Source organism: Actinosynnema sp. NPDC091369, from assembly GCF_044757065.1.
Taxonomy (GTDB): domain Bacteria; phylum Actinomycetota; class Actinomycetes; order Mycobacteriales; family Pseudonocardiaceae; genus Actinosynnema.
Window position 1 is genome coordinate 1 of the sequence record NZ_JBIVUG010000021.1, and the last position, 20,269, is coordinate 20,269.

The 20,269-nt window shown below is 72.3% G+C and carries 21 protein-coding genes; 11 read left to right on the forward strand and 10 right to left on the reverse strand.

All coding sequences use genetic code 11. The annotated features are described in order from the left end of the window. The 4 genes from ACIQMJ_RS38820 to ACIQMJ_RS38835 all read left to right on the forward strand — a co-directional run. The coding region (locus ACIQMJ_RS38820; protein WP_499766014.1) for a glycoside hydrolase family 6 protein at nucleotides 1-798 on the forward strand (798 nt) is incomplete at its 5' end. Nucleotides 799-882: 84 nt separating this feature from the next. Further along, nucleotides 883-1,152: a hypothetical protein gene (locus ACIQMJ_RS38825; RefSeq protein ID WP_499766015.1), complete on the forward strand. Its 270-nt coding sequence runs from the start codon at nucleotides 883-885 to the stop codon at nucleotides 1,150-1,152. Further along, nucleotides 1,149-1,553 (forward strand): YchJ family protein, encoded by a 405-nt coding sequence (locus tag ACIQMJ_RS38830; protein ID WP_499766016.1) that lies wholly within the window; start codon nucleotides 1,149-1,151, stop codon nucleotides 1,551-1,553. Before ACIQMJ_RS38825 ends, ACIQMJ_RS38830 begins: the two co-directional genes overlap by 4 nt. 33 nt (nucleotides 1,554-1,586) lie before the next feature. Beyond that, nucleotides 1,587-2,849 carry a PIN-like domain-containing protein gene (locus tag ACIQMJ_RS38835; RefSeq protein WP_499766017.1) on the forward strand — a complete coding sequence of 421 codons (1,263 nt, stop codon included), beginning with the start codon at nucleotides 1,587-1,589 and terminating at the stop codon, nucleotides 2,847-2,849. On the opposite strand, the gene ACIQMJ_RS38840 is transcribed toward ACIQMJ_RS38835, so the two are convergent. The 6 genes from ACIQMJ_RS38840 to ACIQMJ_RS38865 are packed head-to-tail and all read right to left on the reverse strand — an operon-like array spanning nucleotide 2,846 to nucleotide 8,990. Next, nucleotides 2,846-3,940, reverse strand: a complete 1,095-nt coding sequence (locus ACIQMJ_RS38840; RefSeq protein ID WP_499766018.1) for an MCE family protein — start codon at nucleotides 3,938-3,940, stop codon at nucleotides 2,846-2,848. The genes ACIQMJ_RS38835 and ACIQMJ_RS38840 overlap by 4 nt on opposite strands. Beyond that, entirely contained in the window at nucleotides 3,940-4,905 is a 966-nt protein-coding gene (locus ACIQMJ_RS38845; RefSeq protein ID WP_499766019.1) for an MCE family protein, read from the reverse strand. Before ACIQMJ_RS38845 ends, ACIQMJ_RS38840 begins: the two co-directional genes overlap by 1 nt. Continuing rightward, a complete protein-coding gene (locus ACIQMJ_RS38850; RefSeq protein WP_499766020.1) occupies nucleotides 4,902-5,909 on the reverse strand; it encodes an MCE family protein in 1,008 nt (335 codons plus the stop codon). Before ACIQMJ_RS38850 ends, ACIQMJ_RS38845 begins: the two co-directional genes overlap by 4 nt. After that, on the reverse strand, nucleotides 5,909-6,889 hold the full coding sequence (locus tag ACIQMJ_RS38855; RefSeq protein WP_499766021.1) for an MCE family protein: 981 nt from the start codon (nucleotides 6,887-6,889) through the stop codon (nucleotides 5,909-5,911). The genes ACIQMJ_RS38850 and ACIQMJ_RS38855 overlap by 1 nt, the downstream gene beginning before the upstream one ends. After that, nucleotides 6,886-7,902: an MCE family protein gene (locus ACIQMJ_RS38860; RefSeq protein WP_499766022.1), complete on the reverse strand. Its 1,017-nt coding sequence runs from the start codon at nucleotides 7,900-7,902 to the stop codon at nucleotides 6,886-6,888. Before ACIQMJ_RS38860 ends, ACIQMJ_RS38855 begins: the two co-directional genes overlap by 4 nt. Next, nucleotides 7,899-8,990 carry an MCE family protein gene (locus tag ACIQMJ_RS38865; RefSeq protein WP_499766023.1) on the reverse strand — a complete coding sequence of 364 codons (1,092 nt, stop codon included), beginning with the start codon at nucleotides 8,988-8,990 and terminating at the stop codon, nucleotides 7,899-7,901. Before ACIQMJ_RS38865 ends, ACIQMJ_RS38860 begins: the two co-directional genes overlap by 4 nt. 270 nt (nucleotides 8,991-9,260) lie before the next feature. Here ACIQMJ_RS38865 and ACIQMJ_RS38870 point away from each other — a divergent pair, with 270 nt between their 5' ends. Both ACIQMJ_RS38870 and ACIQMJ_RS38875 read left to right on the forward strand, forming a co-directional pair. Beyond that, entirely contained in the window at nucleotides 9,261-10,772 is a 1,512-nt protein-coding gene (locus tag ACIQMJ_RS38870; protein WP_499766024.1) for an AMP-binding protein, read from the forward strand. Between the two features lie 133 nt (nucleotides 10,773-10,905). Further along, entirely contained in the window at nucleotides 10,906-12,201 is a 1,296-nt protein-coding gene (locus ACIQMJ_RS38875; RefSeq protein ID WP_499766025.1) for a PucR-like N-terminal domain-containing protein, read from the forward strand. On the opposite strand, the gene ACIQMJ_RS38880 is transcribed toward ACIQMJ_RS38875, so the two are convergent. Further along, nucleotides 12,170-12,796, reverse strand: coding sequence for a hypothetical protein (locus ACIQMJ_RS38880; RefSeq protein WP_499766026.1), 627 nt, complete (start codon nucleotides 12,794-12,796; stop codon nucleotides 12,170-12,172). The two genes, ACIQMJ_RS38875 and ACIQMJ_RS38880, sit on opposite strands and share 32 nt — an antisense overlap. A gap of 243 nt (nucleotides 12,797-13,039) precedes the next feature. Between ACIQMJ_RS38880 and ACIQMJ_RS38885 the strand changes: the two genes are divergently transcribed. After that, nucleotides 13,040-13,651 carry a DUF6801 domain-containing protein gene (locus tag ACIQMJ_RS38885; RefSeq protein ID WP_499766027.1) on the forward strand — a complete coding sequence of 204 codons (612 nt, stop codon included), beginning with the start codon at nucleotides 13,040-13,042 and terminating at the stop codon, nucleotides 13,649-13,651. Nucleotides 13,652-13,744: 93 nt separating this feature from the next. After that, complete coding sequence (locus tag ACIQMJ_RS38890) at nucleotides 13,745-14,893, forward strand: DUF6801 domain-containing protein (protein WP_499766028.1); 1,149 nt, start codon at nucleotides 13,745-13,747, stop codon at nucleotides 14,891-14,893. 70 nt (nucleotides 14,894-14,963) lie between these two features. Here the strand turns inward: ACIQMJ_RS38890 and ACIQMJ_RS38895 are convergent, their stop codons facing one another. Continuing rightward, the gene (locus ACIQMJ_RS38895) at nucleotides 14,964-15,677 is read right to left on the reverse strand and encodes a hypothetical protein (protein ID WP_499766029.1); all 714 of its coding nucleotides are present in this window, start codon (nucleotides 15,675-15,677) and stop codon (nucleotides 14,964-14,966) included. A gap of 136 nt (nucleotides 15,678-15,813) precedes the next feature. Further along, the gene (locus ACIQMJ_RS38900; protein WP_499766030.1) at nucleotides 15,814-16,548 is read right to left on the reverse strand and encodes an ANTAR domain-containing response regulator; all 735 of its coding nucleotides are present in this window, start codon (nucleotides 16,546-16,548) and stop codon (nucleotides 15,814-15,816) included. A 49-nt stretch (nucleotides 16,549-16,597) separates the two neighbouring features. Between ACIQMJ_RS38900 and ACIQMJ_RS38905 the strand changes: the two genes are divergently transcribed. Genes ACIQMJ_RS38905 through ACIQMJ_RS38915 form a run of 3 tightly spaced genes read left to right on the forward strand, consistent with a single transcriptional unit; the run spans nucleotide 16,598 to nucleotide 19,521 of the window. After that, the gene (locus tag ACIQMJ_RS38905; RefSeq protein ID WP_499766031.1) at nucleotides 16,598-17,284 is read left to right on the forward strand and encodes a response regulator transcription factor; all 687 of its coding nucleotides are present in this window, start codon (nucleotides 16,598-16,600) and stop codon (nucleotides 17,282-17,284) included. Next, on the forward strand, nucleotides 17,285-18,640 hold the full coding sequence (locus ACIQMJ_RS38910) for a sensor histidine kinase (RefSeq protein ID WP_499766032.1): 1,356 nt from the start codon (nucleotides 17,285-17,287) through the stop codon (nucleotides 18,638-18,640). Continuing rightward, entirely contained in the window at nucleotides 18,637-19,521 is an 885-nt protein-coding gene (locus tag ACIQMJ_RS38915) for a TAXI family TRAP transporter solute-binding subunit (RefSeq protein ID WP_499766033.1), read from the forward strand. Before ACIQMJ_RS38910 ends, ACIQMJ_RS38915 begins: the two co-directional genes overlap by 4 nt. 168 nt (nucleotides 19,522-19,689) lie before the next feature. Here ACIQMJ_RS38915 and ACIQMJ_RS38920 read toward each other — a convergent pair whose 3' ends face one another. Next, nucleotides 19,690-20,262 carry a DUF5655 domain-containing protein gene (locus tag ACIQMJ_RS38920; protein ID WP_499766034.1) on the reverse strand — a complete coding sequence of 191 codons (573 nt, stop codon included), beginning with the start codon at nucleotides 20,260-20,262 and terminating at the stop codon, nucleotides 19,690-19,692. Nucleotides 20,263-20,269 lie beyond the last annotated feature (7 nt).

Consider the following 20,269-nt stretch of genomic DNA (forward strand, 5'->3'; position numbering starts at 1 on the left):
GGCAACTCGGCGTGGTTGACCCCGTCGGAGGCGGCCAACCGGTTGCGCGGCGCCGACGTCTCCAACAGCGCCGACGGCATCGCCTCGAACGTGTCCAACTACCGGCGCACCTCCGACGAGGTCGCCTACACCAAGAACATCCTCAACGCCCTGGGCGACGGCCGGCTCACCGCGGTGATCGACACCAGCCGCAACGGCAACGGCCCGCTGGGCACCGAGTGGTGCGACCCCGCCGGCCGCGCCATCGGCACACCCAGCACCACCAACACCGGCGACTCCCGCATCGCCGCGTTCCTGTGGGTCAAGCTGCCCGGCGAAGCCGACGGCTGCATCGCCCAGGCCGGCCAGTTCGTGCCCCAACGCGCCTACGACCTGGCCATCGCAGCCGGCCCGACGTCGACCACCACCAGCACCACGACGTCGACCACCACTTCCACCACTACTACTTCCACGACCACGACCACCACGACCACCACTCCGCCTCCAGGGGACGGATGCCGGGTGACGCACCGCGTGGTGAGCCAGTGGTCGGGCGGCTACACCGGCGAGATCGTCATCGAGAACCGGGGACCGGCGATCAACGGCTGGACCCTCACGTTCTCCGCGCCCGGTGTGACCGTTTCCCAGGGCTGGAACGGGACGTGGACCGACGGCGGCGACATCGTCCGCGTCGGCAACGCGGCCTGGAACGGCGGACTCGCGACCGGTGGTACCGCGACCATCGGGTACAACGCGAGCTTCAGCGGCGGTACCCCACCGTTCACTTCTCCCACTTTGAACGGTGTGGCGTGCGGCTGACGCCGTAGCCGGCCCTCGAAGCGGCTCCCCTCCCCGACTGGCAGTCAACGGGAGGGGGGCCGCTTCCTCTCCTATCCTGGTCCCGTGACCGAACCGATGTCCGCCGCCGTGCGCGAGGCGCTGTCGACCGACCCGTCGGCGCCCGCCGACGCGCTGGCGGCGCTCGCCGAGGACCCGAGCCCGGTGATCCGCGCGAACCTGCTCACCAACCCCGCCGTGCCCGCGGACCTGCGCTACCAGGTGCACGCGTCGTTGTCGGCGGAGGCGGCGGCCGGTGACCGGGACGCCGAGAACGCGCTGGCGTGGGTGCGCTACGACCGCTCCGGCCGCACCGCGTGCGACCGGCCGGAATGAGCGGCACGGGAACGGGCGGGACCGGGAAGGCCGGCCGGTGCCCCTGCGGCCGGGGCGAGCCGTACGACGAGTGCTGCGGGCCGCTGCACCAGGGGCGGCGCAAGGCGGCGACGGCCGAGGCACTCATGCGCTCCCGCTACAGCGCGTTCGCGGTGGGCGACGAGGACTACCTGCTGGCCACCTGGCACCCCAGCACCCGCCCGGCCTCGCTGGACCTCGACCCGGACCAGCGCTGGACGCACCTGGAAGTCCTCTCGCACACCGGCGGCACGCCGTTCCAGACGACCGGCACGGTCGAGTTCCGCGCCCACTACCGCTGGCAGGGCCACCGCGACGAGCTGCACGAGAACAGCCGCTTCGTGCGCGAGGACGGCGTCTGGTTCTACGTCTCCCCCGCCTGAAACACCGGCCGCCCGCGTGACGATCTACCGGACATGGTCGAGCAGGCAGACGGAAACTCGGGCATCTACGACGCCTTCCCCGGCTACCGCCGCCCCTCCGAGGAGGAGCAGGCGGACGCGCTGCGGTCCGCGCTGGTCGTGGTCGACGCCAACGTGCTGCTCAACCTCTACCGCTACACCGAGGCCACCCGGGACGACCTGCTGGGCCTCCTCCGTCGCGTGGGCGAGCGGCTGTGGATACCGCACCAGGTGATGCGCGAGTTCTGGCGCAACCGGCTCACCGTGCTGGCCGGGCGCGCGGCGGCGACCGACCAGGTGCTCTCCGCCCTGGCCAAGCAGCAGCGGGCCGCGGACGACGCGCTGAACCAGTGGGCCAAGACCACGGCGCTGGCCGACGCGGTCCGCGACGACCTCGTGCGCAAGGTGACCGCGCTGCACCAGGAGCTGGTCGCCGCCATCAGGTCGCACACCCCGCCGTCGCCCGACTCGCCGGGCGTGCCGGGACGCGAACCGGTGCTCGACCGGTTGGAGGCGTTGCTGCGCGGCAAGGTCGGCGCGCAACCGGATCACAGCCAGTGGAAGGCGCTGGTCCAGGAGGGCAAGCGGCGTGCGGCGGCCAAGGAGCCGCCCGGGTACCTCGACGCGGGCAAGGACGACTCGGCCCTGCCCGAGGGCGCGGCGGGCGACTACCTGGTGTGGGCGCAGGCGGTGCAGGAGGCCGCGCGGCGCGACACCGACCTGCTGTTCGTGACCGGGGACGAGAAGGAGGACTGGTGGTGGCGCTACCGGTCGGAGTTCCTCGGACCGCGGGTGGAGCTGGTGGAGGAGTTCGCCGCCACGGCCGGCAGGCAGCTCTACATGATGCGCCCGGTCGACCTGCTCCGGCGGGCGTCCGCGTTGGAGGTCGAGGTGCGCACCGAGTCGGTCGACGACGTCGCCCGGGTGAGCGAGAGCCAGGAGAGCGCGACCTGGTCGGCCACCGGCGTGGCGGAGCTGCTCCGCCTCCTCGACTTCGAGGAACGGCCGCACGCCCAGGTCATCCGCCAGGCAGCACGACTGGGTGGGCACATCGACAACAACGCGATCGCATCCAGCGGGGCCTACCTCGGGGGGATACCGCACGACTTCACCGATCCGGTCCACCGCATCACCCGCATGTTGCAGAGTCGTGGCCTCGTCCCGCGAGGGGTCACGCCGGTGCTGACTCCCGTGTTCAGCGGAGTGGAACTGGTCGGGTTCGAGCTCCCGGGCGAGGTGGTGGCCATCCTGGCCGGAACCGAGGACCCGGACGACTAGCGCGGGACGTTCTGCGAGCCGCGGACGCCGGTGGCGGAGCCGCGCGGGAGGGTGCAGGCGGCGTCGGTGTTGAACGGACCGGCCGAGGTGTCCAGGCCGCCGCGGCGCGGGGTGGTCTCGTAGCCCGCCTCGCACGGCGGCGGTTCGAAGAACGTCAGGGCCAGGCCGAACCGCGCCTGGCCGGACCCGACCGCCGAGGCGGCCACCGACACCGCGTCGGGCACGGTCACCAGGACCTCCTCCAGCGCGCCCTGCCGGGTGACCAGCACGTCCGCCGTGGTCAGCAGGTTGGCCAGGACGACGCCGAGGTTCGGGCCGGACTCCCGCAGCAGGGCGCTCACCTCCGCCGACGCGCCCGGCGCCGCCGCGATCAGCCGCCGCAGGTCGCCGTCTGACTCGCGCAGCCGTGACGCGACCTGCAAGGCGCTGTCGGCGAAGGAGTTGATCGCCGCCGAGTGGTCGAGCTGGGTCGCCAGCACGCCCGCCGAGTCGTTGAGCAGCCGCGTGGTCTGGGGCAGGTGAGCGCTCGCGGTCGCGATGAACTGCGTGGTCGCGTCCAGCAGCACCTGGAGGTCCGGCCCGGTGCCGCGCAACGCCTGGTCCAGCTCGTCCACCACGGTCCGCAGCGACTCGACGGGCACCGAGCGCGCCAGGTCGTCCAGGCTGGTCAGCACCTGCTCCACCGGCAGCGGCAGCGAGGTCCGCGACCGCGGGATCACCGAGCCGTCGCCCAGGTACGGCCCGCCGTCGTGGCGCGGCCGGAGGTCGACGTACTGCTCGCCCACCGCCGAGCGGTTGGCGACCACGGCCTCCAGGTCCACCGGGATCGGCGGCGCGCCCGCGGCGATGCGCAGCTCGACCTCGACCTGCCCGTCCCCCAGCCGGATCGGCCCGACCCGCCCCACCGGCACGCCCCGGTACGTCACCTCGCCGCCGGTGAACAGACCGCCCGTGCGCGCCAGCTCCACGCGGACCACGTACCCGTCGTCCACCACCACGAGCCCCACGTACTTCGCGCTGACGTACGTGACGCCGAGCAGCGCGATGACCGCGAACAGCGCGATCTGCGCCTTGATCCGGCGAGTGATCATCAGCGCGCTCCGGGTTCCAGGGTCAGGTAGGTGTTGAGGTAGTCGCCCTTGATGCCGTCCAGCACGGCGTCGGTGAACGGGAAGGTCAGCAGCATCTCCAGCGACTGCGGCAGGTTCTGCCCGGATTCGGCCAGCCGCCGCAGCGTGGGCTCCAACGCCCGCAGGTCGGCCACCAGGTCCTCCCGGCTGCGGTCCACCGTGCTCACCGCGACGTCGGACAGCCCGCGCAACGCGTCGAGCAGCCCCACGAGCTGCCCGCGCTGCTCGTGCAGCACGCGAAGGCCCGGTTCCAGCCCGTCCAGCACCTCGCCGATGTCGTCCTTGCGGGACTCCAGCGCCGACGCGAGCTTGTCCATCCCCTCGAGGGCGCGCGTGATCTCGCCCTTGTGCGAGTCCATCTCGCCGACGAACGAGTCCAGCGTGGACAGCAGTGACTTCACCGCGGCCTCGTTGCCGGACAACGCCGCGCTCAGCTCCCGCGAGATGTCCTGGATCTGCGCGATGCCGCCGCCGTTGAGCAGCATGGACAACGCGCCGAACACCTCCTCCACCTCGGGGTTGCGGTTGGTCCGCGCCACGGGGATCACCGCGCCGTCCACCAGCGGCGACGCCGACCGCTGCGGCGGCGAGGCGAGCTCCACGTACTTCTCCCCCAGCAGGCTCGACTGGCGCAGCCGGGCCAGGGCGTTCGCGGGCAGCAGCACGTCACCGCGCACCGCGACCCGCACCAGCGCCGTGGAGCCGTCCTCGGACAACGCGATGTCCTCGACCTTGCCGACCGCTACGTCGTCCACTTTGACCCCGGCGTGGGGCACGAGGTCCAGCACGTCGTCGAACTCGACCGTCACCCGGTACGGCCGGTCACCGAGGTCCGCGCCGCCGGGCAGCGGCAGGTCGTACGCGCTCGGCATCGCCGAACACCCCGTCAGCACCAGCACCAGCGCCACCGCCGCGAGCCGCCTCACCGCACGCCCCCGGGCACGCTCAGCAGGTCGGTGACGAACTCGTTCAGGTTGGCCCGCGCGGTCAGCGTCCCGGTCGCGGGGTCGTAGGCGTTGACCACGTTGTGCAGCGCCACGGGCGCGACCTCCAGCATCTCGGTCAGCGACGCCTGCTGCTGCACCAGCGTCCCGGTCAGCACGGCCAAGTCCTCCACACTGGACTTCACCCGGTCGCGGTTGTCGTGCACGAATCCCCGCACCTGTTCCAGGGCCGTGGCCAGCTCGCCCAGCGCCGCGCCGAGGTCGTCCCGTTCGGCGGCGAAGAACCCGGACACGTCGGCGAGCTGGTCGGCCAGCCGGCCCACCTGCTCGTCGTTCGCGGCGAGCATCGAGGTGAACGACTGCAGGTTGTCCACGGTCCCGAACAGGTCGTCGCGCGACCCGGCCAACGTCTTCGCCGCGTCCGCGAGCTGCCGGATCGACTCGCCCAGCGCCGCACCGGAGCCGTCCAGGTTCGCCGCGCCGGTGGTCAGCAGGTCGGACAGCGCGCCCTCGCGGTTCGCGCCGTCCGGGCCGAGCGCGGTCAGCAGCGTGTCCAGGCTGGAGTACAGCTCGTCCAGCTCGACCGTGCCCGCGGTGCGGGCGCTGGTGATCACCGCGCCGGGCGCGATCCGGTCACCCCCGGTGTAGGCGGGCGTGAGCTGCACGTACCGGTCGGCCACGATGTTGGGCGACACGACCACCGCGCGGGCGTCCGCGGGCACGTCCACGCCGGGGTCGAGCTCCAGGTCCACCCGCACCGCCCCGCCCTCGGGCAGCACGCCGACCACCCGGCCGATCCGCACCCCGAGCACCCGCACGTCCGATCCCTCGTAGACGCCGACGGCGGCGGTGAAGTAGGCGGCGACGCGGGTGGGCGCGGGCCGCAGGAAGACCCACCACACCGCGATCGTCGCCACGAGCACGAGCACGAACCCCTGCGCCAGCACCAGGACCAGCCGGCGACGGCCACGCGTGGGCGCGAACATCAGCGGCCTCCCGTCGGGCAGTCGCGCCGCGCGCCGGGGTCGACCACAAGCCCGCACAGGTAGGTGTCCACCCAGCGGCCGTTGCCCAGGGAGTTGTTCAGCACCCGGTAGTACGGCCCGGCCAGCGCGAGCCCGCGGTTGAGCCCGTCCTGGTTGTTCCGCAGCACGTCGGTGACGCGTTCCAGCTGCTCCAGCGCGGGCCGCAACTGCTCGTTGTTGTCGGCGACCAGGCCGGAGAGCTCCCGGGACAGCGCGCGCGTGCCGTCGAGCAGGCGTGCGATCGCGTCCCGGCGACGCCCGATCTCCTCCAGCAGCAGGTTGCCGTCGGTGATGAGCGCGGCGAAGTCCTCGTTGCGCTCGGCCAGCGCCCCGCTGACCCGGTTCGCGCCCTCGATGAGCGACGCCAGCTGCTCGTCGCGCGAGGAGATGGTCTTCGACAGCGACGACAGCCCGTCCAACGCCTGCTTCACGTGCGCCGGCGAGTCGCGGAAGGTGTCCGAGAGCACCTGGAAGCTCTGCGCCAACTGGTCGGTGTCGATCCCGCGCACCGTGGTGGACAACCCGCTGAACGCCTCGACCACGTCGTAGGGCGAGGTGGTGCGCTCGACCGGGATGGTCTCGGTGAGCGGGTCGCGGCCCTCGGAGTCCAGCGCCAGGTACTTCTGCCCGAGCAGGGTCTTGATGCGGATCTCGGCCCGGCTGCGGTTGCCCAGCTCGACGCCGCTGACCCGGAACGTCACCAGCACCCGGCCGTCGCGCAGCCCGACGTCGGTCACCGTGCCCACCTTCATGCCCGCGACGCGGACCTCGTCGTCCACGCGCAGGCCGGCCGCCTCGGCGAACTCGGCGGTGTGCCGGGCGCCGCCGCCGAAGAACGGCAGGTCCTCCAGGAAGAACGTGAGCAGGGCGGTGACCGCGATGACCAGGAGGCCGACGGCTCCCAGCAGCACCGGCCGGCTCCGCACCCCTCTGGGTGTCATCGGTGGCACCTCGCTTCGGTGACGGGGATGCCGACGGGCGGTCCGCCGGGCGCGGGCGGCGCCTGCGAGGAGGCGAAGCACAGGTAGAAGTTGAGCCAGGAGCCGTAGGACGCGGTGCGGCCGATGGACTCGAACTTCACCGGCAGGTTCCGGATGAACGGCTCCAGCTCGGGCGCGTCGCCCAGGTTGCCCGCGAGCAGCCCGAGGGCGGCGATGTCGTCCTTGAGCGGTTGGCGGCCCTGCTCCAGCAGCGCGGCGGTGCTGTCGCTCAACGCGGCCAGGCCGGTGATGGCGTTGCCGATCGGCTCCCGGTCCGCGGCGAACCCGGACACGAGCTGCCGCATGGAGGTCAGCAGCTCGCCGAACCGGTCGTCGCGCGAGTTCACCGTCTCCAGCACCGCGTTCAGGTTCTCCACGACCTTGCCGATGACGTCGTCCTTGGCGGCCAGCGCGGAGGTCAGCGAGGCGGTGTGCGCGAGCAGGCTCTCCACCGTGCCGCCCTCGCCTTGCAGCACCTGCACGATCTCGTGCGACAGCTTGTTCACGTCCTCCGGGTTCAACGCCTGGAACAGCGGCTTGAACCCGTTGAACAGCACGGTCAGGTCCAGCGCCGGCGTGGTCCGCTCCACCGGGATGAGGTCGCCGGGCGCGAGCGTCGCGCCGACCCGGCCGGCGGGCTGCTCCAGCGCGATGTAGCGCTGGCCGACCAGGTTGCGGTACTTGATGGTGGCGGTGACGTCGGCGGACAGCGACCGGCCGTCGGCGACGGAGAACCCGACGTCCACCAGCTCGTCGTCCACCAGCTCCAGGGACTCGACCTGGCCGACCTTCACCCCGGACATGCGCACGTCGTCGCCCTCGGCCAGCGCGGTGACGTCGGTGAACCGGGCGGTGTAGACCGCGGTCGCGCCGACCTGGCTGCCCGCGATGGTCGCCGCCAGGAAGCCGGTGGCGGCGACCGTCACGAGGACGAACACCAGGAACTTGGTCAGCGGCGCGGCGACGTTCCTCATCGGGCTCCCATCAGCAGGCCCGCCCACTCGGGCACCCGGTCCGGCGTGACGGCGCTGACGGGACCGGCCGGGCAGTGCGGCGCGCCGCCCCGGCGGTGCGCCGGGTCGTCGACCCCGGGCACGTACCGCTCCCCCGGCGGCACGACGGTGAACTCGACGTGCATGCCGGGCTGGTCGGTGCCCTTGCCCAGGGCCTGGTCCATCCGCGGCCGCAGCGCGTTGACCGCGCCCAGCACGCACCCGAACTCCGGCGAGTAGGTGGCGAACAACTCGAACGTCGGCCGCGACCGGTCCGCCAGCGCGACCACCGTCTCGCCGTTGGCCCGGAGGAACCCGGTCAGGTCGGCCGACGCGGTGGTGAGGCTCGCGTACACCGCGTCGAGGTCGGCGCGCTGCTCGGCGATCGTGCGGCTGACCGCGGTGGCGTCCGACAACGCGCGCACGAGGTCCGGTCCCGCGTCCGCGTACACGCCGGCGACGTCGGCGAACTTGGTGATGTCGTCCTTGAGCACCGGCAACTGCGGGTTCAGCTCGCGCAGGTAGGTGTCGAGGTCGACGATCGCCTGCCCCAGGGTCGCGCCGCGCCCGTCCAGCGCCTGCGCCATCGACGTCAGCGCGGCGGACAGCTTGTCCGGCCGCACGGCCTGCAACGTGGGCAGCAGGTCGGCGAGCACCCGTTCCAGCTCGACCGCGCCGGACGTGCGGTCCTGCTCGATCACCGCGCCGTCGCCGAGCGCGCCCTCCGGGTCGTCGGGCAGTTCGAGGCTGACGAACCGCTCGCCGAACAGCGTCTTCGGCAGCAGCCGGGCGGACACGTTCGCCGGGATGCGGTCCACCTGCTCCGGGCGCAGCCCCAGCTCCACCTCGGCGCCGTCGCCGCGCGAGCGGATCGCCCGCACCTCGCCGACGAGCACGCCGAGCAGCTTCACGTCCGAGTCGGCCTGGAGCTGGTTGCCGACGTGGTCGGTGCGCAGGAGCACGGTCACGCGCGAGGTGAACACCTTCTGGTACGCCGCGACGGACAATCCGCACAGCGCGACCAGGAGGGCGGCGAACAGCAGCCCCAGCAGGCGACGGCGCAATGCCACGGGTATTCTCCGCACTGGTGGTGTGAATAGCCGAAATGACGTTACCGACGAGTACGTTACTGACGGGCGTCCCACCGCACAAGAAGCCGAAAAGGCTTGTCAAGCACGTGACAAAAACCGGTCGCGGACCACTCACGTCGCTGCACAAACCCGATCGGGCGCTGGCGCCCCGGCCCGCGTTGCGGCTACCAATGATTGGCGTTGTCGAGATTCGGGGGTGCACGCGTGTCACATCTGCCGCACTGCGTTCGGGTGCTCCACCGCGCCGGAATGGTCCAAGCGCACCGACCCGATCGGGCGCTGCGGTCGCTGGTCGAGGTGCGCGCGTGGGGTCCGCTGCTCGGGTCGGTGCTGCGCGCCGCGCGCCACCACCCCGAGGCCATCGCGGTGATCGACGAGACCGGGCCGTGCACCTACGCCGAGCTGCGGGAGCGGTCGACGGCGGTGGCGCGGGCCCTGCACGCGGCGGGCATCGGCGCGGGCCAGGTGGTGGCCGTGCTGTGCCGCAACCACCGCGACCCGGTGGAGGCGATGCTGGCGTGCGCCCGGCTCGGCGCCCGGGTGCTGCTGCTCAACACCGGGTTCGCCGCGCCGCAGCTGGCGGACGTGGTGCGCCGCGAACGGGTGGTCGCGCTGGTGCACGACGCCGACTTCGCGCCCGTGCTGGTGGAGGTGCCGCCCGCCGTGACCCGGTTGCGCACCGACGACTTCGACGCGCTGGTCGGCTCCGCACCCGACCGCGAGCCTCCACGCCCGGCGCGGCCGGGCAGCGTCGTGCTGCTGACCAGCGGCACGACCGGGACCCCCAAGGGCGCGCACCGGGAGCTGCGCTCGGCGTTCGCCGCGGTCGACTTCCTGGACCGCGTCCCGCTGCGGACGCGCGAGGTGACGCTGATCGCCGCGCCGGTGTTCCACGGCATCGGCTTCGCGCACCTGGTGCTGGGCCTGGCGCTCGGCTCGGCGGTGGTGCTGACGCGCAGGTTCGACGCGAGGCGGACCGTGGAGCTGGCCGCGCGGCACCGCGCCACCGCGCTGATGCTCGTGCCGACCATGCTCCGGCGCATCCTCGACCTGGGGCCGCTGGAGCTGGAGTCGCACGACCTGTCGGCGTTGCGGGTGGTGCTGAGCTCCGGGGCCGACCTGCCCGCGTCGCTCGCCGCCGAGGCGACCAGGCGGTTCGGTGACGTGGTCTACGACCTGTACGGCTCGACCGAGGTGGCGGTGGCGACCGTGGCCACGCCCGAGGACCTGCGCGCGGCGCCGGGCACGGTCGGTCGCCCGCCGCGCACGTGCCGGGTGGCCGTCTACGACGAGCGCGGTCGCCGGATCGCCGAACCGGGCGTGGTCGGCCGCGTGTTCGTCGGCAGCGGGCTGCGGTTCAGCGGCTACTCCGGCGGTGGCGGCAAGGACACGATCGACGGCCTGGTCGGCACCGGCGACCTGGGGCACTTCGACGGGCACGGGCGGCTGTTCGTGGTCGGCCGGGAGGACGACATGATCGTCTCGGGCGGCGAGAACGTCTACCCCGGCGAGGTGGAGAACCTGCTGGCCACGCACTACCAGGTGCGGGAGTCGGTGGTGCTGGGCGTGCCGGACCCGGAGTTCGGGCAGCGGCTGCGGGCGTTCGTCGTGCCGGTGCCCGGCGCGCGGGTGGACCCGGAGGAGCTGAAGCTCTTCGTCCGCGACCGGCTGGCCAGGCACAAGGTGCCGCGCGAGGTCGTGCTGATGACCTCGCTGCCGCGCACCGAGACCGGGAAGGTGCTGCGCCGCGGGCTGCGCTAGCGCCGTTCTTGTCATCCGGCGCACGACAACAGCGGCGACTTTGTCATGGGAGCGCGTCCCGGTTGACAACTTTTCATGATCAAAAATACAGTGTTCGGAATCACACCTAACCGTTTGGTGGTGGGCGAACAGCATGAACAGAACCGGAGAAGTCCGAGCCTCCGAGTTACCGCTCATCGGGAACGCGGACCTGTGGGAGCAACTGCCCGCCGACCTCGCGCCGAAGTTCCGCGCCCGGGCCGGCGACGTGGCGGTGGACATGGTCCGGGAAATCCAGGATCAGATCGCCGAGTATTCGCAGAAGCTGGAGGGGATGTTCGGCCAAGTGGTGGTCGAGGGGGTGGAACAGGCGATCCACCAGTTCATCGACCGGATGGTCGACCCCACCGCGCAGCGGGAGGACCGGGCCAAGCTGTTCCGCCTGCTGGGCAAGCTGGAGGTCAGCGCGGGCCGCAGCCTCGACCTGCTCCAGACCGCGTACCGGATCGGGGCGCGGGTGGCGTGGCGGCGCATCTCCGAGTTCGGCCAGACCGAACGCGTGCCGCTGGCCACCATGTGCCTGATCGCCGAGGCGATCTTCGCCTACATCGACGAGCTGTCGCTGCGGTCCATGGAGGGCTACGCCGAGGCGCAGGCCCGGCACGCGGGCGCGTTGCAGCGGCGGCGCAAGCGGTTGCTGGAGCTGCTCCTGGGCGAACCCGGCTACCACCCGAACGCGCTGGTGGAACTGGCCGAGGCGGCGCACTGGCCGTTGCCCGACAAGGTGCTGGTGGTGGCCCTGGAACGGCGCACCGACCAGCACCAGCTCCCGATACCGGCGCTGCACGAGGACATCCTGATGGACCTGGAGGGCAGCGAGCCGTGCCTGCTGCTCACCGACCCCGAGCGGCAGCTGGTCGCGCTGGAGCAGAAGCTCGGCGGGTGGCGCGCGGCGGTCGGCCCGGTCGTGCCGCTGACCTCGGCGCGGCAGTCGCTGCGCTGGGCGCGCCGCACCATCACGCTGATCCAGTCCGGCGTGATCGCGGACAAGCCGATGGTGGACACCACCGAGCACCTGTCGACGTTGCTGCTGCTCGGCGACGAGGAGCTGGTGCACGAGCTGGTGAAGCGGACGCTGGCGCCGTTGGAGGGGTTGACGCCGAAGCAGCAGCAGCGGATGCGGGAGACGATGACCGCGTGGGTGGAGACGCGGGGCAGCGCGCCGGAGGTCGCTTCCAGCCTCGCCGTGCACCCGCAGACGGTCCGCTACCGGTTGCGGCAGTTGGAGGAGCTGTTCGGGGCGAAGCTGCACGACCCCGACGCGTTGTTCGACATGGGCATCGCGCTGCGGGCGTTGCGGCTGCTGAACGGCTCGACCGAGCGGACCGGGCGGCTCGGGCCCGCCGGCCCGCCGGGGTTCACGGGATCCCCGGGAGCAAGGTCAGCGTGAGGTCGAGCGTGTTGCCCGGCCCGGAGATCAGGCCGGTCAGCAGCGAGTCCAGCCGCTCCCGTCCCTGGCAGCCGCCGAAGGGCGGGATGGGGTAGACGCCCTTCATCCGCATCTTCGCGAGCTCGAACGGCCCTTCGAGGTCGATGGAGGCGGCCTCGACGGTCCGGCACGCCGGTCCGACGTCCAGCGGCTGGGCGTCGACCACGACGTCACCGAGCCCGATGTCGAGCTTGGCGTTGGCCTTGACGTCACCGTCCTTGATCGTCCCGGTCACCTTGGCGACCGGGACCAGGTCCGTGCGCGCGGTGGTGGGCACGAAGCCGAACACGACGAAGTAGCCGTCGCTGGGCGGCAGCCACAGGTCGCCGACGATGGTGCCGTTGACGAGGTCGATCTCGGCCTTGAGGGTGCCCGGACCGATCACGAGGTCGGACTGGAGCTTGAAGATCCGGCTCACGCCGTCCACCTGGTAGTTGACCACGATGCCGGCGGCGGGCCTCGGCACGCGCACCTCGGCGTGGCGCACCTCCCACGTCGGGGTCAGCGTCGCGCCCAGCAGCGCGGCGACGGCGGCCAGCACCACCGCGATCCTCACCGCCCACCTCCGCTCATTCTTCGAAACTACTTTCCCCAGCCGGTCCGGACAAGCACCGGGCGATGATTTGTCATGCGGGTGACAACTCTTTCCGGCGCTTTTGTCGCACCTCTGACACAGCCGGGGAAAACGTGAAAGAAATACTTGCCCAGCGTGCGCGACAAAGCTACTTTACTGACGAGTAGCCTTCCGCCGCACACCGAACACCCTGCTTTCCGCACTGCTCTCGACGAGGAGAAGCACATGCTGAAACTCACTGGCCGTACGGTCATCGGTGCACTCGCGGTCGCCACCGCCGTCGTCGGATCGGTGGCGTTCGCCGGCGCGGGCACCGGCATGGCCGCCACCAAGAGCCTGACCCTGGCGTACAGCTGCCCGTTCCCGCTGATCGGCACCCAGGACATGACCGTCCGCATCACCGTGGCCGACCTGGCCGACTCCGCGGTGGTCGGCCAGCCGGTCCCGGGGACGCGGGTGACCGCCATCGCCACCGTGCCGTCGAGCGCCACCCTCGGGCTCAGGCTGGTCGGCGCGACGACCGTGGAGGGCACCGCCGTCGCGAGCACCGCGGTGGACAACGCGGGCGCGGTGCAGAACGTCGTGGCCAACCTCGTGGTGGCCAAGACGAACATCCCGACGTCGGGCTCGTTCAACACCATCGCCACGGGCGGCACGGCGCCGGTCACCTTCGCCAAGGCGGGCACGACCACGGTCCGGGTCGGCGCCTTCAGCACCACGTTGACGCCGCGCCGGGCCGACGGCAGCTTGACCGGCCTCGGCACGTTCACCTCCGACTGCACGCTCAAGCCGAACCAGAACACGCTGCTGCACACCTTCACCGTGTCGCCCGCCTGACCGTCGTCGACGGCACCGGGCAGTGATCCGACCGCGGGCGGGCCGGCGACGTCGCCGGCCCGCCCCGACGTTTTCGGCAGGAGAGGACCTGACATGAGATTGCGGCACCGGGTGGCCGCCCTGGGTGTCACCGCGGCGGTGGTCGGCGCCTCGGCCCTGTGGGGCGCGGGCGTCGGCAGCGCGGCGACGGCGCGGCTGACCCTGGTCTACAACTGCCCGTTCCCGTTGATCGGTGCGCAGGACATGAGCGTCGAGATCGTGGTCGAGGACCTCCCGGACACCGCGGTGGTCGGCGAACCCGTCCCCGAGGCTCGCGTGACCGCGACCGCCACCGTGCCGGAACTGGCTACGCAGGGCCTGCGGCTCGTCGGCGCGGAGACCGTGGAAGGCACCGCGTCGGCGCAGACCGTGATCGACAACGCGGGCCTGGTGCTCGACATCGTGCCCGACCTGACCGTGGCCAAGACCGCGGTCCCGGAGTCGGGCGCGTTCGACACGGTCGCCACGGGCACCACGCCGTCGTTGAGCTTCCCCTTCGCGGGCACCACGACCATCGACGTCGGCGACTTCGTGACCACGCTGACCCCGCGCACCGCCGACGGTTCGGAGACGGGGCTGGGCACGTTCACCTCGCCGTGCACGCTCAAGCCGGGCCAGTCGACTCGCCTGTACGAGTTCACGGTGCAGCCCGAGGGCACCACCACCACGACGACGCCGACCACAACGACGACCGAACCCACGACAACAACCACGACGACCACAACCACCACCACGGAGCCGACGACCACCACCACCGACTCCACAACCACAACAACGGAACCCACCACCACCACGACTACGACGTCGCCGACGACGACCACCACGACCGGTCCCACCACGACGACCACGACGAGTCCGACGACGACCACGACCACAACGACGACCACTCGTCCGACCACCACAACCACGACCCAGCCGACCACCACCACGACCACCACTCAGCCGACCACCAGCACCACCACCACGAGGTCCACCACCACGACGGTCCCGACGTCCACCACCACGAGCACCACGACGCCGGTCACCAGCAGCAGCACCACGACAACCGCGTCACAGGCCGTGGTCCCGGTGTCGCACCCGGACAAGAACGGGCTCGCCTACACCGGCAGCTCGATCAAGGGCCCGCTGGTCCTGGGCGGCGCCCTCCTCGCGCTGGGCGCCGGCGTTCTCCTCTACCTCCGCCGCACCCGCAACCGCGCCTGACGATCCCGTTGTCCCCCAACGCGAAACGGCCCCCTCCCGAGACATCGGGAGGGGGCCGTGCGCGTGCCGATCAGCCCGGCAACGCGGGCAGCTCGCCGAGCTGGTCCGGCGCGGGCGGGGTGATGTCGACCGGCTTGCCCCAGTCCCGGTAGTTCGCGACCACCTGCACCGTCTCACCGCCCTCCACCGGCGTGCGCGCCTCGGTCTTCACCGGCAGGTCCTCCCCGTCCACCCACAGCTTCAGCACCGACGCCCGCCCGTCCAGCGTCACGTGCGCGGTGTAGCGGACGGTCTGCATGCCCGACACCGACTCCTCGCCCTTCTCCACGATCCGCGCGCCGTCGGGCAGCGCTTTGCGGATGTCGGCGGTGTCGCGGATGTGCACGGCGACGTCCGCCATGGCACGCGCCAGCGCGTTGTCCGGGTCGTCGGGGTCGATCCGGAGCCACGGCTTGTCCGGCTGCGGCGCCTGCCCCGTCGGGATGCGCACGAAGATGCCGTCCGGCACCATCACGTACGCGACCTCCTCGGCGTCGGCGATGGAGATCCGGCACGACGCGGCGAAGTCGGCGGTGCGCACGCCGCAGCTGCCCCTGCCGTTGGTCGCGAGGTCCAGGTCGACGGTGACCGACCCCTTGATCTCGGCGGCCACCCGGGTCGCCTCGGCCAGCGCCTGCGGCGTGTCGAACGTCCTCATCGTCGACGACGGGTCGTCGGCGCACGCGGTGAGCGCGGCGGAGACCACGACGGCGAATCCCGCCGCGGCCACACGGTTGGAGCGCATGCTTCTCCTCGGACCAGAATGGGGAAAAGGCTTTTACCCGGACACTCTAACCGGAACCGGGAGCGCCGACGCCGAGGAATTCACGCCTGTTGCGGAAACCAAAACAGGAATTCGACTTTTGTCAGGGGCGTGACAATCAGGGCCGTCTTCGCACCGACACGAGCAGGTTGCGGGCGACTTCGCGCAGCTTGGTGTTGTGCTGCTGCGACTCGGTCACGAGCCGGCCGAACGCCTCCTCGGCGTCGATGCCGTGCGCGGCCATCAGCACGCCCTTGGCCTGGTCGATCTCGGCCCGCGAGTCCAGCGCGTGCTGGAGGTGCTCGACCAGCCGCCGGGACCGCTCGTACCGGCGGAACCCGGTGATGGCCGTGGACGCGGCGGTGACGAACAGCCGCAACAACGCCTCGTCGAACGGGTCGAACGCCCGCTCGTGCGAGCTGTAGAGGTTCAGTGAGCCGAGCATCTCGTCCTCGACCACGATCGGCGCGGACAGGTAGGCCCGCACGCCCGCGCGCTCGGCGGCGGCGGCGAACTCGGGCCACTTCTCCCGGCCGTCGGCCACGGTCGCCCGCACCGGCTTGCGCGTCCTGGTCGCCTCCAGGCACGGCCCGTCACCGGCCGCGTACTGGTCGGCGTCGACCGCGAGGACCTTCTCGTCGGTCGACGCCACCGTGGACGCGCCGTCGGGGTCCACTGCGGTCACGCTGACGTTCTCCGCGTCCGGGATGACCCGCGACGCCGACTCGGCCAGTTGCTGCAACGCGTCCTTCAAGGTCTGGCCGTCGGCCAGCACGCCCGCCAGCTCTTCCAACGCCTCGCTGGCCTCGTCCAGCAGGACCGCGGGCACGTGCTCGTCAATGCTCACAGCCACTGTCTACACCTCGAACGACATAATCGCCCCAACCAAAGGGGGTGGACGGGTGCGCGTGCTGCTCGTCGAGGACGACGACGGGGTCGCCGACGCCTTGGTCGAGGCGCTGGAGGCCAACGACCACCGGCCGAGCCGGGTGGCCCGCGGCGCGGACGCGCTCCTGGTCCACCGCGACTTCGACCTGCTGCTCCTGGACCTGGGCCTGCCCGACACCGACGGGCTGGAGGTGCTGCGCAAGATCCGCAAGGTGTCGCCGGTCCCGGTGCTGGTGCTCACCGCGCGGGGCGACGAGCGCTCGATCGTGCGTGGTCTGCGTCTCGGCGCGGACGACTACCTGGTGAAACCGGTCCGCCTCGGCGAGTTGCTGGCCCGGATGGACGCGGTCGCGCGGCGCAGCGCGGCGCTCACCGGCCCGAAGGACCGCACGGTCCGCGTCGGTGACGTGGAGATCGACCTGGAGGGCAGGCGGGTGGTGGTCGGCGACGCGGAGATCGCGTTGACCACCAAGGAGTTCGACGTGCTGGCCGCGTTGGCCAGCCGGGCGGGCACGGCGGTGAGCCGCCAGCAGCTCATGGACGAGGTGTGGGGCGACGCGTACCTGGCCGTGTCGCGGTCCCTGGACGTGCACCTGGCGGGGCTGCGGGCGAAGCTCGGCCGACCCGGGCTGCTGACCACCATCCGCGGCTTCGGCTACCGGCTCGCCCCCGGCGGGGCCGAAGACAAGACGGGGCAGTGAATGCGACGCCGCCTGCTGCTGGTGCTGCTGCTGTTCTCGGGGGCCGCGGTGGCCGCGTTCGCCGTGCCGCTGCTGTCGTCCACGGCGGCCGAGCGCACGCAGTCGTTCGTGCTGACCCGCACCGGCGACCTGGACCGGTTCGCCGCGCTCGCCCAGCAGGCGGAGACCACCGGCGACAAGGCCGCCCTGGAGGACGAGGTCGCCGCGTACGTGGAGCTGTACGGCGATCCGGTGGTGGTGGTCGACGCGCGCAGGCAGCCGGTCGCCCAGGCGGGGCTGGCCGCGGACGACCCGGCGCTGGCGCGGGTGCTGGACGCGGCGCTGCGCAACCAGCCCGCGTCGTCGGTGCCGGCGCTGACGCCGTGGTCGTCGGGGCACGTGGTGTTCGCGCGGCCGGTCGGCACCGGCACGAGGGTGGCGGGCGCGGTGGTCCTGCGGGCGTCGGTCGACCGGGCGGCGGCGGACGTCACCCAGCGGTGGCTGCTGGTCCTCGGTGGCGCGCTGGCGGCGGCCGTCGTCTCGGTGGTGCTGGTGCTGGCCGTGGCGCGGTGGCTGCTCAAGCCGCTGGCGGAGCTGGCGATCGGCGTGCGCGCGGTGGCCGCGGGCGAACGGCGGGCGCACGTGCCGGGCAGCAGCGGTCCCCCGGAGGTGCGGGAGCTGTCGGAGTCGTTCAACCGGATGTCCGACGCCGTCACGGAGGCCGCGGACCAGCAGCGGCGGCTGATCGCGGACGCCTCGCACCAGCTGCGCAACCCGATGGCGGCGTTGCGGCTGCGCATGGACACGTTGAGCGGGCAGGTCAAGCCGGAGGGTGTGCGGGCGTACACGGCGGGCGTGGCCGAGATCGAACGGCTGGAGTCGCTGCTGGACGGCCTGCTGGCGCTGGCGTCGGCGGAGAGCGCGGCCACCGAGGTCGCGGCGGGCGGGCGCGAGCCGGAGCTGGCCGACGTGGGCGCGGTGGCGGTGGACCGGGCCGGGTTCTGGCAGGTGCCCCTGCCGGAGACGCCCGCGCTGGCCGTGCTGGTGCGCTGCCCCGAGTCGGACCTGGCGCAGGTGCTGGACGTGCTGCTGGACAACGCGGTCAAGTACGGCGGCGCGGTGCGGGTCTCGTTGGGCGCGGACCGCGCGGCGGGCGTCGGCTGGGTCGAGGTGCACGACGACGGGCCCGGGTTGGGCGAGGAGGAGCTGGCGCTGGCCACGTCCCGGTTCTGGCGCGGGCGGTCCGGGCAGCCGGGCACGGGGTTGGGGCTGGCGATCGCGGACCAGCTCGTGAAGGCGCGGCACGGCGTGCTGGCCCTGTCGTCGGCGGACGGGTTCACCGCGCGCGTGACGCTGCCGCTGGAGCCGGCGCTGTGAACCGGCGGGTGTTCCTGCTGGGGCTGCTGGCCGCCGGCTGCGCGTCCGGCGGGCCGGCCGGCGAGGTGACGATCGCGGCCGGTGAGCGCGGGGGCATGTACTTCGACTTCGCGACCCTGCTCGCCGAGCAGCTCCTGGACGTGCGGGGGCGGGTGCTGGAGACGGAGGGCAGCCTGGCGAACCTGGCGCTGCTGGCGTCCGGTCAGGCGCAGGTGGCGCTGTCCCTGGCCGACTCGGCCCGCGTCGCCGACCCGGGGCTGGAGCTGCGGGCGTTGGGCCGGGTGTACGAAAACTACCTGCAACTGGTCGTGCGGGTGGACGACCCGGCGCAGACCCCCGGTGACCTGGCCGGGCGGACCGTCTCGCTGGGTGCCGAGGGGTCGGGCGCGTCGCTGTCCGGTGAGCGGATGCTGGTCGCGCTCGGCCTGCGCGAGTCCGTGCGGGTGGAGCACCTGAGGCTGGGTGACGCGGCGCAGGCGTTGGCCGCGGGGCGGATCGACGCGCTGCTGTGGTCGGGCGGAGTGCCGACGCCCACGTTGGACGACCTGCCGGGCATCCGCCTGCTGCCGCTGGCCGGGTTGGTGCCGGAGCTGCGCGCGGCGCACGGCTCGGTCTACGACCAGGTGCCGGTGCCGGTCGGCGTGTACGGCGCGACCCGCGAGGTCCCCACCATCGGCGTGGCCAACCTCCTGGTGTGCCGGGCGTCGCTGCCGGACGACGTGGCCGCCGCCGTCACCCGCACCCTGATCTCCCGCGCCGCCGCCCTCGTCCCCCGCCAGACCCTGGGCACCCAGTTCCTCGACGTCCGCAGCCTGATCGGCACCGCCGGCCTCCCCCTGCACCCCGGCGCCGCCACCACCTACCGCACCCACCACCACTGACCCGCGCGAGTCGAACACCCAGGTCCCGAGAGTCGAACGCCCAGGACCCCTGAATTCAACGCTCAGGACGGCCAGGCGCGTTCCGAAGGGCGAACTCACGGGTCCTGAGCGTTCGACACGCGGGACCTGAGCGTTCGACACGCGGGACCTGAGCGTTCGACTCGCGGGTCAGAGGTTGGCGGTGTAGGCGTGGCGCAGGGAGGTCAGGATGTCGTCGTCGATGTCGTCGGCGCTGCCGATGCCGATCCGCAGGGTGATGGTGTCGTGGCCCGTGCCGCGGGCGGGCTCCAGGCGGCCCGTCGGCGGGTGACCGGCCAGGCGCAGGCCCAGGTCGACGCGGGTGCGGGTGGCGGGCTTCACGACCGCGAACGTCCGGCGCGGCGTCACGAGGGCCACGTACGCCTTGCGCGCCTGGACGCGCATCGGCCCCAGCAACGCCGCCTCCGCCAGCAGCCGGTCGAGGATGGGACGCAGCTCGGGCCGGTCGGCGTACTGGGCGTCCACCAGCCCGTCCGACGACGCGCGCAGCAGGTCCGGGTACCCGAACCGCTCCATCACCAGCAGCATCTGCGGATACCCGGTCACGCCCCGCTCGCGCAGCCACACGCGCAGGTCACGCTCGTTGTCGAGGCCGGACGACAGCACCCGCCGGTTCCACTCCGGCACGCCCTCGCCGGTGCCGCGGCGCAGCAGCGCCACGGACCAGTCGACCATCTCCCGCCAGTTCTCCGCCACCACCACGGGCGAC